This is a genomic window from Bradyrhizobium sp. CCGE-LA001 (assembly GCF_000296215.2).
Lineage (GTDB): Bacteria > Pseudomonadota > Alphaproteobacteria > Rhizobiales > Xanthobacteraceae > Bradyrhizobium.
In genome coordinates this window covers 2,194,501-2,215,473 of record NZ_CP013949.1, presented here as the reverse complement: position 1 = coordinate 2,215,473, position 20,973 = coordinate 2,194,501, and the positions used below count along the sequence as shown (strand labels likewise).

At 64.6% G+C, this 20,973-nt stretch carries 21 protein-coding genes; 5 read left to right on the top strand and 16 right to left on the bottom strand.

Features of this window, described 5'->3' with window-relative positions:
- Positions 1 to 14: 14 nt before the first annotated feature.
- Positions 15 to 719, bottom strand: a complete 705-nt coding sequence (locus tag BCCGELA001_RS10545; RefSeq protein ID WP_008556899.1) for a hypothetical protein — start codon at positions 717 to 719, stop codon at positions 15 to 17.
- Between the two features lie 29 nt (positions 720 to 748).
- Entirely contained in the window at positions 749 to 1,774 is a 1,026-nt protein-coding gene (locus BCCGELA001_RS10540) for an ABC transporter substrate-binding protein (protein WP_008556898.1), read from the bottom strand.
- A gap of 138 nt (positions 1,775 to 1,912) precedes the next feature.
- On the opposite strand from BCCGELA001_RS10540, the gene BCCGELA001_RS10535 reads away from it, so the two are divergent.
- Positions 1,913 to 2,362, top strand: coding sequence for a cupin domain-containing protein (locus tag BCCGELA001_RS10535; protein ID WP_060735246.1), 450 nt, complete (start codon positions 1,913 to 1,915; stop codon positions 2,360 to 2,362).
- 177 nt (positions 2,363 to 2,539) lie between these two features.
- Here the strand turns inward: BCCGELA001_RS10535 and BCCGELA001_RS10530 are convergent, their stop codons facing one another.
- Positions 2,540 to 3,328: an ABC transporter permease gene (locus BCCGELA001_RS10530; RefSeq protein ID WP_060735245.1), complete on the bottom strand. Its 789-nt coding sequence runs from the start codon at positions 3,326 to 3,328 to the stop codon at positions 2,540 to 2,542.
- A complete protein-coding gene (locus BCCGELA001_RS10525; RefSeq protein ID WP_008556890.1) occupies positions 3,328 to 4,143 on the bottom strand; it encodes an ABC transporter ATP-binding protein in 816 nt (271 codons plus the stop codon). Before BCCGELA001_RS10525 ends, BCCGELA001_RS10530 begins: the two co-directional genes overlap by 1 nt.
- A gap of 133 nt (positions 4,144 to 4,276) precedes the next feature.
- On the opposite strand from BCCGELA001_RS10525, the gene BCCGELA001_RS10520 reads away from it, so the two are divergent.
- Entirely contained in the window at positions 4,277 to 5,059 is a 783-nt protein-coding gene (locus tag BCCGELA001_RS10520; protein ID WP_060735244.1) for an ATP-binding cassette domain-containing protein, read from the top strand.
- Entirely contained in the window at positions 5,056 to 6,615 is a 1,560-nt protein-coding gene (locus BCCGELA001_RS10515) for a glycine betaine ABC transporter substrate-binding protein (RefSeq protein ID WP_060735243.1), read from the top strand. Before BCCGELA001_RS10520 ends, BCCGELA001_RS10515 begins: the two co-directional genes overlap by 4 nt.
- A gap of 19 nt (positions 6,616 to 6,634) precedes the next feature.
- Here the strand turns inward: BCCGELA001_RS10515 and BCCGELA001_RS10510 are convergent, their stop codons facing one another.
- Complete coding sequence (locus tag BCCGELA001_RS10510) at positions 6,635 to 6,967, bottom strand: hypothetical protein (protein ID WP_158511614.1); 333 nt, start codon at positions 6,965 to 6,967, stop codon at positions 6,635 to 6,637.
- Between the two features lie 80 nt (positions 6,968 to 7,047).
- Here BCCGELA001_RS10510 and BCCGELA001_RS10505 point away from each other — a divergent pair, with 80 nt between their 5' ends.
- Positions 7,048 to 7,848 (top strand): Bug family tripartite tricarboxylate transporter substrate binding protein, encoded by an 801-nt coding sequence (locus BCCGELA001_RS10505; protein ID WP_008556877.1) that lies wholly within the window; start codon positions 7,048 to 7,050, stop codon positions 7,846 to 7,848.
- Positions 7,849 to 8,004: 156 nt separating this feature from the next.
- Here the strand turns inward: BCCGELA001_RS10505 and BCCGELA001_RS10500 are convergent, their stop codons facing one another.
- The 9 genes from BCCGELA001_RS10500 to miaA form a co-directional block, all read right to left on the bottom strand.
- Positions 8,005 to 9,717: a sulfatase-like hydrolase/transferase gene (locus tag BCCGELA001_RS10500; RefSeq protein WP_008556875.1), complete on the bottom strand. Its 1,713-nt coding sequence runs from the start codon at positions 9,715 to 9,717 to the stop codon at positions 8,005 to 8,007.
- 364 nt (positions 9,718 to 10,081) lie between these two features.
- Positions 10,082 to 10,933 (bottom strand): SDR family oxidoreductase, encoded by an 852-nt coding sequence (locus tag BCCGELA001_RS10495; RefSeq protein ID WP_008556874.1) that lies wholly within the window; start codon positions 10,931 to 10,933, stop codon positions 10,082 to 10,084.
- A gap of 147 nt (positions 10,934 to 11,080) precedes the next feature.
- Positions 11,081 to 12,100 carry a ketol-acid reductoisomerase gene (gene ilvC, locus BCCGELA001_RS10490; RefSeq protein ID WP_060735242.1) on the bottom strand — a complete coding sequence of 340 codons (1,020 nt, stop codon included), beginning with the start codon at positions 12,098 to 12,100 and terminating at the stop codon, positions 11,081 to 11,083.
- Between the two features lie 132 nt (positions 12,101 to 12,232).
- Entirely contained in the window at positions 12,233 to 12,835 is a 603-nt protein-coding gene (locus tag BCCGELA001_RS10485; RefSeq protein ID WP_008566207.1) for a LysE family translocator, read from the bottom strand.
- Positions 12,836 to 12,842: 7 nt separating this feature from the next.
- A complete protein-coding gene (locus tag BCCGELA001_RS10480) occupies positions 12,843 to 13,718 on the bottom strand; it encodes an EamA family transporter (RefSeq protein WP_060735241.1) in 876 nt (291 codons plus the stop codon).
- Positions 13,719 to 13,762: 44 nt separating this feature from the next.
- The gene (locus BCCGELA001_RS10475) at positions 13,763 to 14,458 is read right to left on the bottom strand and encodes a class I SAM-dependent methyltransferase (protein ID WP_060735240.1); all 696 of its coding nucleotides are present in this window, start codon (positions 14,456 to 14,458) and stop codon (positions 13,763 to 13,765) included.
- Between the two features lie 3 nt (positions 14,459 to 14,461).
- Entirely contained in the window at positions 14,462 to 15,004 is a 543-nt protein-coding gene (gene ilvN / locus BCCGELA001_RS10470) for an acetolactate synthase small subunit (RefSeq protein ID WP_018640841.1), read from the bottom strand.
- Positions 15,005 to 15,028: 24 nt separating this feature from the next.
- Positions 15,029 to 16,804 (bottom strand): acetolactate synthase 3 large subunit, encoded by a 1,776-nt coding sequence (locus BCCGELA001_RS10465; RefSeq protein WP_008556849.1) that lies wholly within the window; start codon positions 16,802 to 16,804, stop codon positions 15,029 to 15,031.
- Positions 16,805 to 17,133: 329 nt separating this feature from the next.
- Entirely contained in the window at positions 17,134 to 18,090 is a 957-nt protein-coding gene (gene miaA, locus BCCGELA001_RS10460; protein WP_060735239.1) for a tRNA (adenosine(37)-N6)-dimethylallyltransferase MiaA, read from the bottom strand.
- Between the two features lie 11 nt (positions 18,091 to 18,101).
- On the opposite strand from miaA, the gene serB reads away from it, so the two are divergent.
- Positions 18,102 to 19,007, top strand: coding sequence for a phosphoserine phosphatase SerB (gene serB / locus BCCGELA001_RS10455; protein WP_008556836.1), 906 nt, complete (start codon positions 18,102 to 18,104; stop codon positions 19,005 to 19,007).
- Between the two features lie 108 nt (positions 19,008 to 19,115).
- Here serB and BCCGELA001_RS10450 read toward each other — a convergent pair whose 3' ends face one another.
- Together BCCGELA001_RS10450 and BCCGELA001_RS10445 are read right to left on the bottom strand one after the other, a co-directional pair.
- On the bottom strand, positions 19,116 to 20,621 hold the full coding sequence (locus BCCGELA001_RS10450) for a Do family serine endopeptidase (protein WP_060735238.1): 1,506 nt from the start codon (positions 20,619 to 20,621) through the stop codon (positions 19,116 to 19,118).
- 143 nt (positions 20,622 to 20,764) lie between these two features.
- The gene (locus tag BCCGELA001_RS10445) at positions 20,765 to 20,971 is read right to left on the bottom strand and encodes a DUF2065 domain-containing protein (protein WP_008556832.1); all 207 of its coding nucleotides are present in this window, start codon (positions 20,969 to 20,971) and stop codon (positions 20,765 to 20,767) included.
- Positions 20,972 to 20,973 lie beyond the last annotated feature (2 nt).

Below are 20,973 nucleotides of genomic sequence, written 5' to 3'. Positions count from 1 at the left end.
TCAAGCCTCGCGCGTCAGCGGGAGGCGAACTGCTGCGCAATAAAGGCCGTGACAAATCGCGGCATGGTCGGCGTGAGATCGCTCATTCCGCGCACGAGATGAATGGCGGACAGCTCGGGCTCGTCCTCGCGCGCGAGGTTGGCTTCGATCCGGGCGCGGGCCTCCTCGCCCGGCATGTCCAGGTTGAGGACCCGAATCATCGCAATCGCGCGGCCGGAGACGACGCAGTGCCAAACCGCCTCCGCCGTGTAGTCCTCGGCGGTCAGCCCGGTCTCCTCCGCAATCTCGCGGACGACGCTGCCGGGAACGTCCAGGGCGCCATCCGTGACGTCGCCGAGGTCGGGCGTCCCTGATGGGAAATAGATGCGGCCCGCATTGGCGGTGTGCTGCGCCATCTCGCCCATGATGAAGGCGCCGTCGGAGGTGCGCAGCGCACCCATGCCGAAGCCGTTGAACACGGCCGTATCAGGAAAGCCCCAGTCGCGCCAGGCGAGGAAGCTGGCGAAATCGGTCTCGAAATAGGTCGCAACGAGATGGCCGCCCGCGAATACGGCATCGCGCCCGAGCAGGACGCGGCCGTTCCAGATCTTCGGCCGTTCGCGCTGCTTCTCGGCGAAATGCGCCGCGATCTCGGCGCTGCGTTGCTCCGCGAACGGCCACGGGATTGGCCGCACGGCAAGATCGAGCGTCGTGACGCGATGAATGACCGGTGACGTCATGACGCCCGACTATCTCGCCTTCGCGTCAGCTATTTGGCATTCCCGGTCGTCTTCTTGGCCTGATCGACGAATTTGTTGGTGAAGGTCTTGCTGAGGTCGATCTTGGCATTCGCCACCTCCGGCGAGCCGACGCTGAACACCGTAAGCACGGCCTCCGCACCCTTCGGATCCATCTTGCCGTTTTCGGAGAACATCGGGATCGTGTTCTTCAGAGCGGCGAGATAAAGCTCCTTGTTCTTGCCGACCATCTGCTCCGGCATCTTCGCCATGATCTCCTCCGGCGTGTGCGAATGGATCCAGGCGAGCGTTGCCAGGATCGCATTGGTGAGCGCCTGCGTCTCCTTCTCGTGGCTGTTGATCCAGGCCGTCGTCGTGTACAGCGCGCCGCCCGGATATTCGCCGCCGAACGTCTCGAGCGTGTCCTTCTGGGTGCGGGTGTCGGAAAGGATGCGCAGATCCTTGTGGCTGCCCTGGAGCACGGTGACGGAGGGATCGAGCATCACGGCCGCGTCGATCTGGCCTTGCTCCATGGCAGCGACCGCGGTGGCGCCGAGGCCGACGCCGATCACGGCGACGCTGGTAGGATCCAGGCCGTTCTTCTTGAGCATGTATTTGAGGAAGAAATCGGTGGAGGACCCCGGCGCACTGACGCCGACCTTCTTGCCGGCGAGATCCTTGACCGACTTGATGTCGTTGGTGCGCGATGGCGCGACCACCAGCACGAGGCCGGGATAGCGGTCATAGACCACGAATGACTGCAGCTCCTGCTTCTTGGCGGCGAGATTGACGCAATGGTCGAAATAGCCGGAGACGACGTCGGCGCTGCCGCCGAGCACGGCCTTCAGCGCATCGGAGCCGCCCTTGAGGTCCACGAGTTCGACGTTGAGGCCGGCCTTCTCGTATTCGCCGAGCTGCTTGGCCAGCACCGTCGGCAGGTAGCACAGGCAGGCACCGCCGCCGATCGCGACCGTGACCTTGCTTTGCGCCGCGGCAAGCGAGGTGGTGAGCGTCAGCGCGAGCAGCGCGCCGGCGAGCCTGGCAATCGTGTTCTTCATTGGTTTCCTCCGTTCGGCCGGCGGCACCATAGAGCAGCGGGGCTGGCTTGAGAAGCGCTGCCGAACTGGGCTGGTCATCGGCATTCCGGCGCAATAGCATAGCCGGACAAGAACAATTCCAGATGGGGAGGATCATCCATGAATCGCCTTACAATCGGGCTGTCGATCGCCGCCGCCTTTGCCGCCGGATCCGGCGCGACCCAGCTGCTGCGGCCGGCGCTCGCCGCCGAGAACATCACCGCGCAGATCATCCACACCGGCGAGATGCAGGGCGATGCGCTCGGGCCCGCCAACGCCGTGGGCTATCGTTCCAAGATGTTCGCGAGCGCCGATGGTGCCACCATCTCGATCCAGGTCGGCAACGTGCCCAAGCACATGCATCCCAACACCAACGAGATCCAGTACATCCTGGACGGCACCGGCACGATCTGGCTCGGCGACAAGGAGGTCACGGTGAAGCCCGGCGACCTCGTGATCATCCCGAAGGGCACGCCGCACGGCGGCACCAAGCCGATCAGCGGCCAGGTCAAGGCGATCGCGATCAAGACCCCGCCGCAGGCGCCCGACGACACCAAGCTGTTGGATTGAGCTCTTGCTTTCACCTCTCCCGCTTGCGGGAGAGGTCGGCGCGAAGCGCAGGGTGAGGGTTCTATCCTCTTGGGGATTGTCCCATCGCGGAGACACCCTCTCCCCAGCCCTCCCCCGCAAGCGGGGGAGGGAGCAAACCTTCCATGAGGCTTGTAATCAAATCACTCTCATGACGACCTAGCCACGCCCGTCCGACGCGGTCGGCCGCCACACCAGCAACCTGCGCTCCACCAGCGTCACCCCAAAGTCGATCAGAATGACGAAGGCTGACAGCACGAACATGCCGGCGAACACGCCGGCGACGTCGAAGATGCCCTCGGCCTGCTGGATGAGATAGCCGAGCCCGGCCGCCGATCCCAGATATTCGCCGACGACAGCGCCGACCACGGCGAAGCCCACCGAGGTGTGCAGCGAGGAAAACATCCAGGACAGCGCCGAGGGCCAATAGACGTGCTGCATCAATTGCCGCTCGCTCATGCCGAGCATGCGGCCGTTGTCGAGCACGGTGCGGCTGACCTCCTTCACGCCCTGATAGACGTTGAAGAAGACGATGAAGAACACCAGCGTCACGCCGAGCGCGACCTTGGACCAGATGCCGAGCCCGAGCCACAGCGCGAAGATCGGCGCCAGCACGACGCGCGGCAGCGCGTTGACCATCTTCACATAGGGATCGAACACGGCTGCGACCAGCGGCTGGCGCGCGAACCAGAAGCCGACCAGCACGCCGCCGAGCGATCCGATCACGAAAGCGAGGATCGATTCCGCCAGCGTGATGCCGAGATGCTTCCAGATCACGCCCGACGAAAACCACTTCACGATCTGGCTGAACACGTCGAGCGGGTTCGAGAAGAAGAACGGCGGCAGCAGGATCTTGCCGAACACGGCAACGGTCGTCAGCACCTGCCACAGCACGATGAAGATGACCGCGACCAGGATCTGCAGCGCAAGCAGCGTCGGACGCGACATCAGACCGCCTCCGCCGCGTTCGTGGATTGGGCGTAGCCCCTCATCACCTCGTCCTTGAGCACGCTCCAGATCTCGCGATGCAGTGCGTGGAATTCCTTGTCGAGCCGCACCTCGAAAATGTCGCGCGGGCGCGGCAGGCTGACGCGCCAGTCGCCGATGATGCGCGAGGACGGCCCCGCCGACATGATCACGACGCGGTCGGCGAGCGCGATCGCCTCTTCGAGGTCGTGGGTGACGAACAGCACGGCCTTGCGGTCGGCATTCCAGAGCTCGAGCAGCAGATTGCCCATAACCTGGCGCGTCTGCGCATCGAGCGGCCCGAACGGCTCGTCCATCAGCAGGATCTTCGGATCGCGGATCAGGACCTGCGCCAGCGCCACGCGCTTGCGCTGGCCGCCGGAGAGCATGTGCGGATAGCGGTTCGCGAAGGCGCCGAGGCCGACGGAGGTCAGCCATTTCTGCGCCCGCGGCAGCGCTTCAGTGCGCGGCGTCCCCTTGATCTCGAGCCCGATCGCGACGTTGTCGAGCGCGGTCTTCCACGGGAACAACGCGTCGGCCTGGAACAGGTATCCGGCATCGCGGTTCAGCCCCGCGAGCGGCCGGTCGAAGATCGTGACACGGCCGGCAGCGGGCTTGAGCAGGCCCGCGGCAACGTTGAGCAGCGTCGATTTCCCGCACCCCGTGGGCCCCACGATGGCGACGAACTCGCCTTGCGCCACCGTAAGATGCGCTTTCTCGACCGCCGTATAGACCCGGCCGTCCCCGAGGCGGAACGCAACCTTGGCATCTTCCAGCGCCACTGCCGTAGGCGTCATGTATTCCCTCCGAATTTGCCCGATGCCTTAGCCGCTTGCGCCGCCAAGTTCAATCAACCGGCTAAGCGTGCTACGCATGGGGCTTGCCGCGCCCTTACCCTCCAGGGGAAGGGAAACAACGAGTCTGCAATCGATGCCCTCCAAGCTGGCGATCAGCTACCAGCACGTCACCAAGAGCTTCGGCCGGCTCAAGGCTGTCGATGAGATCTCGCTCGACATCGCCGAGGGCGAGTTCGTGGCCGTCGTCGGTGGGTCGGGCTCGGGCAAGACGACGCTGCTGCGGCTCGCCAACCGGCTGATCGAGGCTGACGGCGGCACGATCATGGTGGAGGCTGAGAACGTCCGAAACGTCGATCCGGTCGCGCTGCGGCGGCGCATCGGCTACGTGTTCCAGGCCGGCGGGCTGTTTCCGCATTTGAGCGTTGCCGAGAACATCGGGATCACGCCGAAACTTCTGGGCGCGCCGGCAGCGGACATCGCCGCCCGCGTCGACGAACTGCTCGAGCTCGTGCAGCTCGACCGTGCCGCGCACCGCGACCGGCTGCCGGACGCGCTGTCCGGCGGCCAGCGCCAGCGTGTCGGCGTGGCCCGGGCGCTCGCGGCAAAGCCCCGGATCGTGCTGATGGACGAGCCGTTCGGCGCGCTCGATCCCCTCACCCGCGATGCGCTCGGCGAGGACTATCGGTCGCTGCATCGCAAGCTCGGCCTGACCACCGTCATAATCACGCATGACATGACGGAGGCGATCCTGCTCGCCGACCGCATCGCCGTGATGCGCGGCGGCAAGCTGCTGGCGCAGGGCACGCCCGCGGAGCTCTCGACGAGCGGCGAGCCTTATGTGCTGGAGCTGTTACGCACGCCCCGACGCCAGGTCGAACGGCTGAACGCGCTGCTGCCGGCGAGCGGTGCGGCATGAGCATCTTGTCCGACCCGCGCTGGGGCGAGGCGCTGTCGCATCTGCCCGATTATCTCGGCAATCACGTCCGGGTGAGCCTTGCCGCGCTGGCGCTTGGTCTGGTCGTCAGCCTTCCGCTGGCCATCCTCACGCGCAACCGCCCGACGCCGCGCAACATCCTGCTTGCGCTTGCCAGCATTGTGCAGACGGTGCCCGGACTTGCGCTGCTTGCGCTGTTCTATCCGCTGCTGCTGCTGGCCGCTTCGTTAACGCTCGCCTGGTTCGGTTTTTCCTTCTCCGCCTTCGGCTTCCTGCCGGCCGTGCTGGCGCTGGCGCTCTATTCGATGCTGCCGGTGCTGCGCAACGGCATCACCGGGCTCAACGGGATCGATCCGGCGCTGACCGAAGCCGCCAAAGGCGTTGGCATGACCGCGCGGCAGTCGCTGGTCATGGTCGAGCTGCCGCTGGCGCTGCCGGTGATGATGGCGGGCATCCGCACCGCCGCCGTGTGGGTAATCGGCACGGCGACGCTGTCGACGCCGATCGGGCAGACCAGCCTCGGCAATTACATCTTCGCCGGGCTCCAGACCCAGAACTGGGTGTTCGTGCTGTTCGGCTGTCTCGCCTCGGCCCTGCTCGCGCTCGCCGTCGACCAGCTGCTTGGCCTGATCGAGAACGGCCTGCGCTATCGCAGTCGTCTGCGCGCAGCGCTCGGCGGCGTCGGTATCGCGGCGCTCGTCACGGCGGCGCTGGTGCCGACGATGGGGCGCTCGTCGCAGGGCTATATCGTCGGCGCCAAGACCTTCGCCGAGCAATATGTGCTGTCGGCCCTGCTGCGGGATCGTCTCCAGGCCGCAGGTCTTTCCGCGAGCGCAAGATCGGGCCTCGGCTCCAGCGTCATCTTCGAGGCGCTGAAGGCCGGCGACATCGATCTCTATGTCGATTATTCCGGCACGCTTTGGGCCAATCAGCTTCACCGGACTGATATCAAGCCGCGCGCGGAGTTGCTCGCGGAGCTGAAGACCGCGCTCGCAAAGGAGAACATCACCCTGCTCGGCGAGCTCGGCTTCGAGAACGCCTATGCGCTGGCGATGCCGCGCAAGCGCGCCGAGGCGCTTGGCATCCGTACCATCGCCGATCTCGCCGCGCACACATCGACGATGTCGATCGCCGGCGACTATGAGTTCTTCTCGCGCCCCGAATGGGCGGCGCTGCAAAAAGCCTATGGTCTTCAATTCCGCGCGCAGCGCCAGATGCAGCCGGATTTCATGTATGCGGCGGTCGCCAGCGGTGAGGTCGACGTCATCGCCGGCTACACCAGCGACGGCCTGATCGCAAAGTACGACCTCGTCACGCTCGACGATCCCAGGCACGCGATCCCGCCCTATGACGCGATTCTGTTGCTGGCGCCCAAGCGCGCCAGCGACGAGCGGCTCGAGACGACGCTCAAGCCGCTGCTCGGCAAGATCGACATCGCCACCATGCGCGAAGCAAATTTGCGCGCCAGCGGCAATGATGCGAACTCCTCACCGGATGCGGTGGCGAGGTGGTTGTGGGACGAGGTCGGCGGGCGGTAGGGTGCGATAATTCCGGTTTTCAGAGTTGCAGCCGGAAGCACCAGTACCAGCCTTCCCAGCGAGGGTGCCGATCAACATAACTACACTCGACGACCGCTCGGCCGATGCGGTCCGTGTGCCGAAATGTCACCTCAGCGAACGTCGCTTGAATGAGCTCACCGTGATAGTTTTCACAAAGCTGGGCGGTGAGCTTGCGCTCCCCCTCGCGGCCGAACAAAGAAAAAATCAAAAACGCTAAGGGCAGGAAAAATGAAAAAGCTGGCACGGCGATCATTCGTAGCTGGATCGGCGGCAGTGTTGTTCGCCCCTTTCGGGAAGACGCAAGCGCAATCCGCGTGGCCGAACCGATCACTTCGTATAGTCGTACCATATCCACCTGGCGGCCAGACGGACGGCATCGCGCGAGCTTTCGGTGACTACCTGGCGCGGCAGGTGGGAAAGCCGGTCATCGTCGAAAACAGGGCCGGCGCGGGCGGCGTCATCGGCGTGACTGAAGCAAAACGCGCCGAGCCCGATGGCACCACCATCCTCTGCACGATCTCTTCGTCACTCATCCAGAACCGTATCACGGTGAAAGATCTTCCTTATGATCCCGAACGGGACTTCATCTATCTGACGATGGTCAGCGGCGCCGGCGGTCCGGTGGTCGCGGCCAAGAAGACGGGAGCGACCAATCTTCGTGAATTCATCGAATATGCTAACAAGGTCGGCAGCCTGAACTGGGGATCCTACGGCGTAGGCTCCACGCCGCACGTCCTCATTGAAACGATCGCGAAGCAATACGGCATTCGGTTTCAAGTCATCCAGTACCGCGGTGAGGCGCCGATGTGGAATGACCTTGCCGGACAGACGCTGGATGGCGCCGCAGGAAGTTATGCCGCAGCAGCGCCCGTCATCCAGGCGGGAACGGGAAACCTGATCGGAGTTGTTGGCAGCAGGCTACCGCCCTATCCCGACACGCTGACCATGACGGAGCAAGGTGCCATCGGTGACTTCTATGAGCTACGCGCGTTCACGACCTTCGCCGTGCCGATCGGCACGCCAAAGGAGATCGTGGAGCAACTCTCGCCGATGTTGATCCAGGCCGGATCAGACCCGAAGGTCCAGCAAATGCTGAGCAACTTTCTGCTGTCTTCTCCCACCGATTTCGAGACGACCCATCGCATCTTCAAGCGCGACAGTGATGTGATGCTGCGCATCTTGCGCGAACTCGGTGTCAAGCCATCGGAGTGATCGACGCGCGCTCGACTACACCAGTTCAGGCTTGGAAAGCGAGCGGATGCGGCTGATAGCTGACGATGCGGGGTTTTCTGGTCGGCAAGCCTCCGCGCCTGGCACCACCCCGGCGCACAGCCATACCTCTTCGTGCTGCGCAAGGCAGTAGACTCGCTAAAGTCCCCGGATCATCCCCGAATCGATCAATAACCGGTTCAGCCGCCGCGCCTCGGCGCCGTCCTTGCAGCCATAGAAGATGCCCTTGCAGCGGAGCATGATCTCCTTCTGCTCGGCGAAGGATGGATCGAGCGGAATGCCGGCGGCTTCCTGGATCACCAGCGGCAGATAGGGGCCGTCGACGGTGTCCATGACGGCTTCAGTCTTCACCGGCTCGAAATTGACGGCGTCGATCGCGTAATACGTCGCGTAGAGACGCGGATCGTAAGCGTCGAGCTTCTTGCCGAGAGCACCTTCGTCGAGTCCGGGCTCGAGGATAGCAGGCGCGAACTCCGGCTGGTGGTCGCCGTAGCGCACGATCAGGAAAGGCTCGCCGGGGAAATTCTTCTTCAGGCCGGCGACGAATGCCTTGTACTGCTCGGCGCTGATGGCCTGACGGCGCAGATATTCGTCGATGGACGGCGTGTTGCCCGGCGCGCGCCAATTCGGCAGCAGGTCGGAACGGAAGCGCGTCTCCCAGGGGAAATGATTGGCGCCGAGATAGATGAAGGTGAACAGCGGCTTGTTCGGCGGCTGCTGGCCCATCAGCTGGAGCGCCTTGTCGTAGAAGAAGGAGTCGGGCTCCACGTCCTTGGCGCCGAGATCCTTGGAATCGAGGAAGCGTTCGATGCCGGTCGTCATCTGGAAGCTGCGCGCGCCCATGAAGCCGCCATAGGCGGGATAGAGCGACATCGTGTCGTAGCCGCAGCGGCGCAGCGCCAGCGGCAGGCCGCGCTCGACGCGGTTCGAGGCGATGCGCGTCACGAAATAGGCGAAGCGGCCGAACGAGCGGGAGGAGAGCCCGGCCAGCACGTTGTATTCGGTGAACCAGCTCGGGCCGCCATTGCTCTCGGCGAGGAAGGTGCGCTGCCTGCCGTCCCAGGACTTGAAGTGGTCGCCATAACGCGGCGGCACTTTGATGCCATCCGCAGCGCGGATGTCGAAGCTCGATTCATCATGGATCATGATGATGTTGGGCCGGCGGCCCGCGGGATGACAGGCATCGACCAGCGGCATGTTGAGGTGCTCGTTGGTGGAGGCGGCCGATTCCATGAAGCCGTATTGCACGAAGTCGGAAACCGAACTGACGCCGGAGCGGAAGAACTTCGAGAGATAGCCGTCGTCGTAATAGCCGCGCCAGGCTTCTTCCGGATGGGAGAGCGAATAGCCGACCAGCGCGGCCAGGCAGGCGAGCTTGCAGGCCAGCGCCGGCAGGCGGCGGATGCGAAAAGGGTCGAGCCACCACAGCGCATACATCAGCGGCAGCGTGAAGAGGCCGGCCAGGATCACCGACCAGCGCAGATTCGGGAAGATCGTGAACAGGAATGCGACGCTGTCGCGGTCGATCATCATCAGGTCGATGAAGTTGACCGTCATCTGAACGATGTCGTGCTTGAGCCGCGACAGCAGCACCAGCACCACGACCATGGTCAGCGACAGTGCGCCCGACAGTGCCGGCCGCCGCAGCAGCGTGATCCAGAAGAAATTAAGGATCCCCCAGGCCAGCGCGAAGGAGAGGCGCGAGCCGAAATCGGTCTCAGTCTCGTACATCAACGCCAGCGCAGCGAAATGCGGCGCAGCCACTGCGAGCAGCCGCCAGATGCCGAGCGCGGCGACGCTCGCCAGCACGGCGGTCGTGGCAGAAGGACCTGGATTCGGCGCGGACGCCATCGACGACACGCAACTGGTCCGGCGCGGTGATGCCAAGCCGTCCGGCCGACCCATAATTCGGCTAGCGGCGCCCGGCGCAGCCGGAAGCCTGCACCGTGTCATAAAATTGTAATGGAACAGTCACGGTCAGGCAACGCGTGCGGCGATTCGACCTTCGGTTATTGTTAGTGAAAGACAATGGGCCGCACGCAGAGGAGGACCCGCCTGCGACGTGGGACCGTGTGCCGCCACCACGCTCCGCCAGCGCCCGGTTGCAGCGCACCAGCACACGGGGGTTGCCGGATATGGTCAGGCGGGGGCCGGGCGCATGGCATCGAGGACAGGCAGCTTCGCGGGACAGGCCCGCGGGCGAACTGAACGCCGGTCATCCCGGCGGCAGCAGCCCAAGCCGCTTGGCGATGATGCGGTCGACCGTCCGTTTCGGCAGCACGGCGCCGATCAGATGGCGCAGCGGGTCCGGCGTGATCTGGTAGCGCACCTTGGGGCTTGCCGCCGTCAGCGCTTCGAACACGACTTCGGCGATGCGCTCGGCGGGCAGGCCCTTGGCGCCGAGGTCCATCATGAAAGCCATCACCTTGTTCAGCGCCGGCAGATAGGGCGAGTTCTTGTAGACGGAGAGATCGATCTGTTCGGCCTTGCTCCAGATCGGCGTCTTCACCGCGCCGGGGGCGACGATGATGACGTCGATGCCGAACAGCATCAGCTCACGGCGCAGGCTCTCCGACAGTCCCTCGATGGCGTGCTTGGAGGTGCAATAGGGCGCCGACAGCGGATTGCCGTTCCTGCCCGCGACCGAGCCGATCATCACGATCCGGCCCTTCGGTCCTTTCAGAGATGGGTCCGCACCGAGCAAGGGCCCGAACGCCTTTGTCGCGATCACAGGGCCGATGACGTTGACGTCCATCTGGCGGCGGAAATCGTCAGCCGACAATTCGAGGACGGGACCGGCGACCGCGATGCCCGCGTTGTTGACGAGACCCGCGAGCGTCTCGCCGCCCACCGCCTCACGCACTTGGCGTGCGGCGGCCAGCACGGCGGCCTCATCGGTGACGTCGAACAAGAGCGGCGTGAAGTTCGTGCCCAATTCACCGGCAAGCCGATCGGCATCGGCCTGCTTGCGGACGCTGCCGAACACACGATAGCCGCGCCCGATCAGGAATTTCGCAACGGCCCAGCCGATGCCGGTGGACGCGCCGGTCACGACGACAGATCGCATGATGCCCTCCCCTCAAGGCTCTCGCAATCATGGCGGAAAATAGCGATGGTGCGAAGGGGGCAGCAGAGCTGGAATCCAGGAGCCGCAATGGCCCCCGGACCAGCAGCGCACCATTTGCGTGATGCGCTGCGTCCGAGAAACGACGGCTTAGTTCTTCGACTTGTCGACCAGCGCGCCCTTCTTGATCCAGGGCATCATGTCGCGCAGCTTCGCGCCGACTTCCTCGATCGGGTGGGCGGCGAGCTTGGCGCGGGTCGCCTTGAACGAGGTCTGGTTGACCTTGTTCTCGAGCATCCAGTCGCGGGCGAACTTGCCGCCCTGGATGTCGGCCAGCACCTTCCGCATCTCCTTCTTGGTCTCGTCGGTGATGATGCGCGGGCCGGTGACGTACTCGCCGTACTCGGCGGTGTTGGAGATCGAGTAGTTCATGTTGGCGATGCCGCCTTCATAGATCAGGTCGACGATCAGCTTCACTTCGTGCAGGCACTCGAAATAGGCCATCTCCGGCGCGTAGCCGGCCTCGACCAGAGTCTCGTAGCCGCCCTTGATCAGCTCGACCAGGCCGCCGCAGAGCACCACCTGCTCGCCGAACAGATCGGTCTCACACTCTTCCTTGAAGGTGGTCTCGATGATGCCGGCACGGCCGCCGCCGACCGCCGAGGCGTAGGACAGGCCGAGGTCATGGGCGTTGCCCGAGACGTCCTTGGCGATCGCGATCAGGCAGGGCACGCCGCCGCCGCGCTGATATTCCGAGCGCACGGTGTGGCCGGGGCCCTTCGGGGCGATCATCAGCACGTCGAGGTCGGCGCGCGGATCGAGCAGATTGAAGTGGACGTTGAGGCCGTGCGCGAAGACGAGGGCGGCGCCCTTCTTCATGTTGTCGTGCAGGTGCTCGCGATAGATGTCGCCCTGGAGTTCGTCCGGGGTCAGCATCATGACGAGGTCGGCCCATTTGGCGGCTTCGGCGACTTCCATCACCTTGAAGCCGGCCGCTTCCGCCTTCTTCACCGAGCCGGAGTCCTTGCGCAGCGCGATGGCGACTTCCTTGACGCCGGAGTCCTTGAGGTTGAGCGCATGGGCGTGGCCCTGGCTGCCATAGCCGACGATGGCGACCTTCTTGCCCTTGATCAGGTTCAGGTCGGCGTCGCGATCGTAATAAACACGCATAGTCGTTTCCTCGTTCGGGGGCCGGAATCGGCCGATGGTTAGTCTTTCGAAGGCGAATTGACGGATTTCGGAGGCTGTCTAGAGCATTTTAGGGCCCCTGGGAAACCCGTTTCTGCATGGAAATCTGCGGCATCATGCATCCATGAAGACGGGGTAGAGGGACGCGAGCAGCAGAACCGCCATCAGGATGTTGAAGGCGCGAACCAGCCGCTCGGAGGTCAGGACCGGGCGCAGCGCGGTGCCGAACAGCGCCCAGATCACCGTCGAGACCGTCCCGATGAGCAGGCTGATCACGGTCTGGATCGCGATATTGAGCGGGAATTGGGCGATCGCTGCATAGGCCGTGATAGTGCCGATCACGATCACCCACCCTTTGGCGTTGATCCACTGAAACATGGCCGCGCCCCAGAACGTCATCGGGCCGCGGCCACTCCCCTCACCCGGCCTGGTCGGACCGGACATGGCGATCGCAGCGGCGAGATAGATCAGGTAGACCGCACCGCCATATTTCAAGATGCTCTGGAGGATCGGGTAGGACAGAAAGACGGTGCCGAGACCGAGGCCGACCGCGGCGACCATGAAGGCAAAACCGATGACGATGCCGGCGATGTGCGGGATGGTGCGGCGGAAGCCGTAGGTCAGGCCCGAGGACAGCAGCATGATGTTGTTCGGCCCGGGCGTGAAATACATCACGGTCATGAAGGCGAGGAAGGCATAGAACAGCGACTGCGACATGCTCACCTCACGCTGTCTTCGGCAAAACTTGCGGACGCTTCGCCAGCACCATCACGGCGATACCGCCGATCACGGTGAGCATGCCGGCGAGACGCAAGGGCCCGAACCGCTCGCCGAACACGATGCTGGAGGTCGCCGATCCCACGAACGGCACCAGCAAGGCGAACGGCACCACCTGGGCGGCCGGATAATCGCGGAGCAACCGCCCCCACAGCCAATAAGCGATGCTGGTGGAGATGGCGCCGATCATGAGCAGGCAGATCAGGCCGGTGAGCGACATGTGGATCAGCGACTGAAAAGTCGGCATCGGCCCGTCGACGATCAGCGTCAGCACAAACAGCGGCACGGCCGCCGTGAGGCATAGCCAGGCGAACAGGCCGAACATCGGCGCACCGCGAGCGCCCCGCAGCAGGAGATTGCCGACGGCAAAGCAGATCGGCGCGACCATCAGCATTGCGAAGGCGCCGACGCTGAAATCGTAACCGACGGTGCCGCAGATCATCAAAAGCCCCGCTGCGGCGATGCCGATGCCGAGCGACTGCATCGGCGTCGGCCGCTCGCCGAAAGCGATCGCGGCGAAGCCGATCGTGAACAACGCCTGGCTCTGCACCACCACGCTGGTCAGCCCCACGGGGACGCCATGGGCGATGCCGTAGGCCTGGCTCAGGAACTGGCCGAGAAACAAGGTGAAGCTGATGGCGATCAGCAATGACCAGGCGACCTTCGGCTTGGGAATGAACAGGCACGGCAGCGCGGCGATGGCAAAGCGCATCGCCGTCATCAGCTCCGGCGAAAATTCGTCGAGCGCGATCCGGCTCGCCACGAAGGCAAGCCCCCAAATGATCGCAACCAGGATCGCGATGAGGATGTCGGCCGGCTTCATTGTTGGTCCCGGTCCTGCACCGTCGTGCAGCCCTGTTATTCTTGTTAGCCTTGCTCGCCGGCCTTTGGTTTCCGCAGCAGATAGGTGCCGTGCATGGGGGCGTGGTAGTCGGCCGAGACCAGCATGAAGCCGACATCGGTCAGCATCCGCTCCATCACCCAGCCGAAGGTGGAATATTCGTCGCGCATATGCGTGACGACGCCGTCGCGCGCAAAGTCGTGATTCTTGATCTGGAAATCGGCCCATTGCTCGACGTCGCGCTCGATGGCATCGGGCATCGAGGCATAAACGATGTCGCGGAGGTAGAAGCTCGCGCCCGGTTTCAGCGCGCGATAGATCCGCGACATCGCAACCGCCTTCCAGAAGTCCGGCAGATGATGCAGCGTGAACTCGCTGACGATCAGATCGTAGGACTCCGCCTGGTAGGAAAAGCTGAGCAGGCCGGCCGACTGGGTGCGGACCGGCGCCTTGCGGTCACGCGCGTAGATCTCGGCGAGCGCCAGCATCGCCGGCGAGATGTCGATGGCGTCGACCTCGGCGCCCATCAGGGCGGCTTCGGTGGCAAGCACGCCGTTGCCGCAGCCGATGTCGGCGATGCGCCAGCCGCGCTGGACCCCGAGCGTTTTCAGCGCGGCGCGCGCCCGCAAATCGGCATCCTCGTGGCTGTCGTAGATCGACGCCACCGCGGGCCCGATGCCCATCCGATTCCGCTCGTTATAGTACCAGTCGCGCGCCAGCATGGCTCACATCCCTTCAGGCCCGCGGCCGATCGCGGCAACGCCGGTGCGCGACACCTCGACGAGGCCGAGCGGGCGCATCAGGTCGATATATTGATTGATCTTGTCGGTATTGCCTGTGATCTCGAACACAAAGCTCTCGGTGGTGGCATCGATCACGCGGGCGCGGAACGCATCCGCGAGCCTGAGCGCCTCGACCCGGTGCTCGCCCTGCCCGCGCACCTTCACCATCGCAAGCTCGCGCTCGATCGAGCGCTTGGTCTGGGTCATGTCGACGACCTGGTAGACCGGGATCATGCGGTCGAGCTGGTTCTTGATCTGCGCGATCACCATCGGCGTGCCGGTGGTGACGATGGTGATGCGCGACAGATGCTTCTGCGCTTCCGTCTCCGAGACCGTGAGGCTCTCGATGTTGTAGCCGCGGCCCGAGAACAGGCCGATGACGCGCGCGAGCACGCCAGGCTCGTTCTGCACGAGCACGGCGAGTGTGTGCGTCTCGTTGGGGTCGTGGCGGTCCTCGATGAAATAGGCGGATGCGGGCTGGTTCATGATCGTCCCCTCAAATGTCTCTCGTCACACCAGCGCCTTGCCGCCGGCGAATGCCTTCGCGGTGGCCTCGTCGTTGGCCTGCTCCGGCAACAGCATCTCGTTGTGCGCCTTGCCGGAGGGGATCATCGGGAAGCAGTTCTCGAGTGCCGCGACGCGGCAGTCGAACAGCACCGGTCGCTTCACCGCGATCATCTCCTTGATGGCGCCCTCGAGATCGCCGGGCTTGTGCACCTGCAGGCCGACGCCGCCATAGGCTTCCGCAAGCTTGACGAAATCCGGCAGCGCCTCCGAATAGGAATGCGACAGGCGGTTGCCGTGCAGCAGCTGCTGCCATTGCCGCACCATGCCCATGTACTGGTTGTTCAGGATGAAGATCTTGATCGGCAGCTCGTACTGCACGGCCGTCGACATCTCCTGCATCGTCATCTGCACCGAGGCATCGCCCGCGATGTCGATGACCAGGCTGTCCGGATGGGCCACCTGCACGCCGATCGCCGCCGGCAGGCCGTAGCCCATGGTGCCGAGACCGCCCGACGTCATCCAGCGGTGCGGCTCCTCGAAGCCGTAGAACTGCGCGGCCCACATCTGGTGCTGGCCGACTTCGGTCGTGATGTAGGTGTCCTTGCCGCGCGTCAGCTCGAACAGGCTCTGGATCGCGTGCTGGGGCAGGATGAGGTCGTTGCTCTTCTTGTAATAGAGCGAGTTGCGGGCACGCCACTGCGCGATCTGCTGCCACCACGACTTGACGTCGGGCTTCTTCGCCTCCGCTTTGAACACCTGGAGGATGTCGCCGAGGATGTTGCCGCAATCGCCGATGATCGGCACGTCGACACGGATGTTCTTGTTGATCGAGGACGGGTCGATGTCGATGTGGATCTTCTTCGAGCCCGGCGAGAACGCATCGACGCGGCCGGTGATGCGGTCGTCGAACCGCGCGCCGACGCACAGCATGACGTCGCAATCATGCATGGTCATGTTGGCTTCATAGGTGCCGTGCATGCCGAGCATGCCGAGCCAGTTCTTACCCGAGGCCGGATACGCACCGAGCCCCATCAGCGTCGAGGTGATCGGGAAGCCGGTGACCTCGACCAGCTCACGCAACAGCCTGGTCGCCTCGGGGCCGGAATTGATGACGCCGCCGCCGCTGTAGATCACGGGGCGCTTGGCATTGGCGAGCAGCGACACCGCCTTGCGGATCTGCGTCGCATCACCCTTCACACGCGGCGCGTAGGAGCGGTGCACGTCGGACTTGCGCGGCGGATGATAGGTGCCGGTCGCGAACTGCACGTCCTTGGGGACGTCGACCAGCACCGGACCCGGACGACCGGAGGTCGCGACGTAGAAGGCTTCATGCAGCACCTTGGCGAGATCGTTGACGTCGCGCACCAGCCAATTGTGCTTGGTGCAGGGACGCGTGATGCCGACGGTGTCGCATTCCTGGAACGCGTCGTTGCCGATCAGATGCGTCGGCACCTGGCCGGAGATGCAGACCAGCGGGATCGAGTCCATCAGCGCGTCGGTGAGCGGCGTCACCATGTTGGTGGCGCCGGGGCCGGAGGTCACCAGCGCAACGCCCGGCTTGCCGGTCGAGCGCGCATAGCCCTCGGCGGCATGGCCCGCACCCTGCTCGTGGCGGACCAGGATGTGCTGGACCTCGCTCTGCTGGAAGATCTCGTCATAGATCGGAAGCACCGCGCCGCCGGGATAGCCGAAAATATCGGTCACGCCGTGATCGATGAGCGCGCGGACGATCATCGCTGCGCCGGTCATCTGGTTCGGATCGTGGCTCTTGTCGCTCATTGGCTTGCTCCGGATGCGCTGTTGTCAGCGGCTTTCGTTCGTGTCGGGTTCGGGAAATAAAAAAGGCCCCGAAGAGGGCCCACACACACCGCCTGTCTTGTGGATGGCAGCTAGCCATCCCCGGCGGTGTGCCTGGGTACGATGGCGATAAGGAGTTTGGTAATAATGTTACGCATAGCTAGCGCTCGGCTTCCCAAAGGTTGCGCGAAACATAGCGGCCAAAGCTTGGATGTCAAGGCAATGCGGCCGTTCCCGCGCGATTTTGGCAGTGTAGCGGTGTTCCCCGGCTTGGGCGAGAGGTAAATTCAGGAACCCGGCACAAAACCACGTCAGTCGAGATCTTCGGCCGCCCGCACCATCGTCGCCAGCCATCCCCTCGCCTCCTCCAGCCGCACCCATTCGAACTCGGGCAATTGGTGCCGGAACCAGGTGAACTGGCGCTTGGCGTAGTGGCGGGTATCGGCACGGCCGATCGTGGCTGCCTCCTCCAGGCTGAGTTCGCCGCGCAGATGCCGGATCAAGGCCGGCACGCCATGCGCCTTCATCGCCGGCAGCAGCGGATCGAGGCCGCGGGCGGCGAGCCGCTCGACCTCCATCAGCGCGCCGGCACCCAGCATGGCATCGAAGCGGGCATCAATGCGGGCATAGAGCTCGTCGCGCTCAGGAGCGAGAAACACCGCGCGAAAACTGTCCTTGGGCAGCAAGGGCGGCTGAGCCTCCCGATGCCAGTCGAGCAGCGAGCGGCCGGTCGCCTCGACCACCTCGAGCGCGCGGGCGATGCGGGTGCGGTCGCGCAGGTTCAATCGCTCGGCCGCACGCGGATCGCGGCGCGCGAGTTCCGCGTGCAGCGCCTCGACGCCGTTCCGTTCCAGCCGCGTGCGCACGTCCTCGCGAACCTCTCCAGGGATTGGCGGCACCACGGAGAGGCCCGACGTCAGCGCCTTGAAATAGAGCCCGGTGCCGCCGATGAAGATCGGCAGGCGAGCTTCGGCCGTCGCGTCTTCGAGCACCCTCGCCGCGTCGCTCACCCAGGCACCGGCCGAGAAATTCACGGCCGCGTCGACATGACCGTAGAGACGATGCGGCACCAGCGCCTCATCCGCCCCTGTCGGCCGCGCCGTGATGATGCGGAGATCACGGTAGACCTGCATGGAATCGGCATTGATGACGATACCGCCGGTGGCGCGGGCAAGCTCCAGCGCCAGCGCCGACTTGCCGCTGGCGGTCGGGCCTGCGATAAGCACGGCCTTGCCAACGGGCCTTCTGCCGACTTGCCCCTCGCTCACGAAAACCTCAAATGTCCCTTGTCGCCACGTTGATCTGCAATCCCGACAATCCTGCGCTCGACTCCACCATCGTCGACGGCGCCCGCGCCGTGCTGCCTCAGGCAGCGCCCGCGCACTGGCTGTTCGACGGGGTCGCGGTCGACATTCCCTTCGGCGCCAATAGTAACCTCGGAGGCGACCGCCACGCCATCGAGCAGCGCCTTCGCGAGATCCGCGGCGACCTGCCCATCGACATCGTGGTGCAGCCAGCCGGCTTCCGGCGCAAGAAGCTTTTTCTCGCCGACATGGATTCCACCATGATTGGCCAGGAATGCATCGACGAGCTCGCCGACTTCGTCGGGGTGAAGGCGCATGTGGCCGCCATCACCGAACGCGCGATGCGCGGCGAGATCGAGTTCGAGCCGGCGCTGCGCGAGCGCGTGGCGTTGCTCAAGGACCTGCCCGCCAGCGCGGTCGACGAGGTGCTGGAGAAACGCATCACGCTGACCGCCGGTGGTCGCGCACTGGTCGCGACCATGCGCGCGCACGGCGCCTACACCTGTCTCGTCTCGGGCGGCTTCACGCTGTTCACGAGTGCGGTCGCTGCGAAGATCGGTTTCCAGGAAAACCGCGCCAACGAACTCGTCGTGCGCGATGGCAAGTTCACCGGCGAGGTGAAGGAGCCGATCCTCGGCCGTGCCGCAAAGCTCGCAACGCTGGTTGATCTGATGGAATCCTTCGATCTCGACGACCTCGACTCGATCGTCGTCGGCGATGGCGCCAATGACCTCGCGATGATCCAGGCGGCGGGGCTGGGCGTTGCCTATCACGCCAAGCCCGCGGTCGCGGCCGCCGCGGCGGCGCGGATCGATCACGGCGATCTCACCGCGCTTCTGTACGCGCAGGGATATCGGCGGGACGAGTTCGTGGAGGCGTAGCTCTCAAGTTCGTCATGCCCGGGCTTGCCCCGGGCATCCACGTCTTGTTCGGTCCGCGCCGTAAAGGCGTGGATGGCCGGGCCAAGCCCGGCCATGACGAGAAGCCACCTACTGCACGCTCAGCGCGACAAACCGCAGCTCGCCGTCGGCGTTGGAGACCAGCAGCAGCACCGATTTCTTGCCGTCCTTCTTGAGCTGGTCGACCCGTTTCTGGATCTCGGCACCGCTCGACACCGCCTCCTGCGCCACCTCGACGATGACATCGCCGGCGGAGAGACGCTTCTCGGCGGCGTCGGAATTGGCGTCGACATTGGTGACGACCACGCCCTTGACGCTCTCCTTGATCTTGTAGCGCGTGCGCAGATCCTTGCTCAGCGTCGCCAGATCGAGGCCGAGTGCCTTCTGCGTCACCGGCTTCTCGGGCGCGGGCTCGTCGGTCTTCACCGCGGCCTGCACCTTTTCGGGATCCTGCAGGCGGCCGAGGGTGACCTTCTTGGTCTGCTCCTGGCCCTTGCGGATGATGACGACGTCGACCTCCTTGCCGACCGCGGTGTCGGCGACGACGCGGGACAGATCTTTCGGATCCTTGACGTCCTTGCCGTCGAACTTGACGACGACGTCACCGGGCTCGATGCCGGCCGGCTTCGCCGGACCCTTATCGTCGATGCCCGCCACCAACGCACCGCGCGCCGGCTTGATGTTGAGGCTCTCGGCGATCTCGTCGGTGACGCTCTGGATGCGCACCCCGAGCCAGCCGCGGCGCAGCTCGCCGAACTGCCGGAGCTGGTCGACGACGCCCACCACCGTCTTCGACGGCACGGCGAAGCCGATGCCGATGGAGCCGCCGGAGGGCGAGATGATCAGCGTGTTGACGCCGATAACGTCGCCGTCGAGGTTGAACAGCGGTCCGCCGGAATTGCCGCGATTGATGGACGCGTCGGTCTGGATGTAGCTGTCATATGGCCCCGAGGAGATGTCGCGGTTCTTGGCCGAGACGATGCCGGCCGTCACCGTGCCGCCGAGGCTGAAGGGATTGCCGATCGCGACCACCCAATCGCCGAGGCGCAGCTTGTCGGAGTCGCCGAACTTCACCGCCACCAGCGGCTTCGGCGGCTTGATCTTCAGCACGGCGAGGTCGGTCTTCTTGTCGACGCCGACCAGTTCGGCCTTGATCTTGGTGCCGTCGTTGAGGATGACGTGGATCTCGTCGGCGTCGGCAATGACGTGGTTGTTGGTGACGACCACGCCTGCGGTGTCGATGATGAAGCCGCTTCCGAGCGAGTTGGTCTTGCGCGGCGGGCTGTTCTCGCCGCCCTTGCTGCCGCCGCCGGGCCCCCTGCGGTTCTTGAAGAAATCGTCGAAAAACTCTTCGAAGGGCGAGCCGGGCGGCAATTGCGGCATGGTGTTGCCGCCGCCGCCCTTGGCCTCGACGTTCTGCGAGGTGGAGATGTTGACGACCGCGTCGATCACCTTCTCGGCGACGTCGGCGATGCCGTCCGGCCCACGCGCCTGAGCCGGCGTGCCGAATGCGCCGAAAGCACCAATGGCGAGCGCGGCCAGCCCGGTTCGCACCCAATGGCGCAAGCGGGACGGGGCAATGGTGGCAGCGGTCATTGTGATCTCCAGAGAATAGGAATTTGGCGCCAGACTGCGCTCGAACGGGGGGACGGCGCAAGCGCGGAGCTTAACGGGCCTCAAGACCCCGACAATACGGCGAAAACCGGTCGTCCGCCTTCACTTTGGCGTTGGGACGATGCCTAAACGGGGCGCCGCATAACCCAGATCAGGATCAGGCCGGCCACGGCAGAGCAGATCCCGACTGCCCGCAGGATGTTGTCCGGCGTGGCGATGGCGCTCTTCATCGCCTTGCGCATCCAGTTCGGACTTGCCGCGAACATCAAGCCTTCCAGCACGAACAGGATGCCCAGGCCGATGAGGAAGTCGGCGAACGCAATGGACCTCATCG

Bases quoted from the DNA above. Each gene is read 5' to 3' on its own strand.
- BCCGELA001_RS10545 (WP_008556899.1), bottom strand. From the start codon at position 719: ATGACGTCACCGGTCATTCATCGCGTCACGACGCTCGATCTTGCCGTG.
- BCCGELA001_RS10540 (WP_008556898.1), bottom strand. From the start codon at position 1,774: ATGAAGAACACGATTGCCAGGCTCGCCGGCGCGCTGCTCGCGCTGACG.
- BCCGELA001_RS10535 (WP_060735246.1), top strand. From the start codon at position 1,913: ATGAATCGCCTTACAATCGGGCTGTCGATCGCCGCCGCCTTTGCCGCC.
- BCCGELA001_RS10530 (WP_060735245.1), bottom strand. From the start codon at position 3,328: ATGTCGCGTCCGACGCTGCTTGCGCTGCAGATCCTGGTCGCGGTCATC.
- BCCGELA001_RS10525 (WP_008556890.1), bottom strand. From the start codon at position 4,143: ATGACGCCTACGGCAGTGGCGCTGGAAGATGCCAAGGTTGCGTTCCGC.
- BCCGELA001_RS10520 (WP_060735244.1), top strand. From the start codon at position 4,277: ATGCCCTCCAAGCTGGCGATCAGCTACCAGCACGTCACCAAGAGCTTC.
- BCCGELA001_RS10515 (WP_060735243.1), top strand. From the start codon at position 5,056: ATGAGCATCTTGTCCGACCCGCGCTGGGGCGAGGCGCTGTCGCATCTG.
- BCCGELA001_RS10500 (WP_008556875.1), bottom strand. From the start codon at position 9,717: ATGGCGTCCGCGCCGAATCCAGGTCCTTCTGCCACGACCGCCGTGCTG.
- BCCGELA001_RS10495 (WP_008556874.1), bottom strand. From the start codon at position 10,933: ATGCGATCTGTCGTCGTGACCGGCGCGTCCACCGGCATCGGCTGGGCC.
- ilvC (WP_060735242.1), bottom strand. From the start codon at position 12,100: ATGCGTGTTTATTACGATCGCGACGCCGACCTGAACCTGATCAAGGGC.
- BCCGELA001_RS10485 (WP_008566207.1), bottom strand. From the start codon at position 12,835: ATGTCGCAGTCGCTGTTCTATGCCTTCCTCGCCTTCATGACCGTGATG.
- BCCGELA001_RS10480 (WP_060735241.1), bottom strand. From the start codon at position 13,718: ATGAAGCCGGCCGACATCCTCATCGCGATCCTGGTTGCGATCATTTGG.
- BCCGELA001_RS10475 (WP_060735240.1), bottom strand. From the start codon at position 14,458: ATGCTGGCGCGCGACTGGTACTATAACGAGCGGAATCGGATGGGCATC.
- ilvN (WP_018640841.1), bottom strand. From the start codon at position 15,004: ATGAACCAGCCCGCATCCGCCTATTTCATCGAGGACCGCCACGACCCC.
- BCCGELA001_RS10465 (WP_008556849.1), bottom strand. From the start codon at position 16,804: ATGAGCGACAAGAGCCACGATCCGAACCAGATGACCGGCGCAGCGATG.
- serB (WP_008556836.1), top strand. From the start codon at position 18,102: ATGTCCCTTGTCGCCACGTTGATCTGCAATCCCGACAATCCTGCGCTC.
- BCCGELA001_RS10450 (WP_060735238.1), bottom strand. From the start codon at position 20,621: ATGACCGCTGCCACCATTGCCCCGTCCCGCTTGCGCCATTGGGTGCGA.
- BCCGELA001_RS10445 (WP_008556832.1), bottom strand. From the start codon at position 20,971: ATGAGGTCCATTGCGTTCGCCGACTTCCTCATCGGCCTGGGCATCCTG.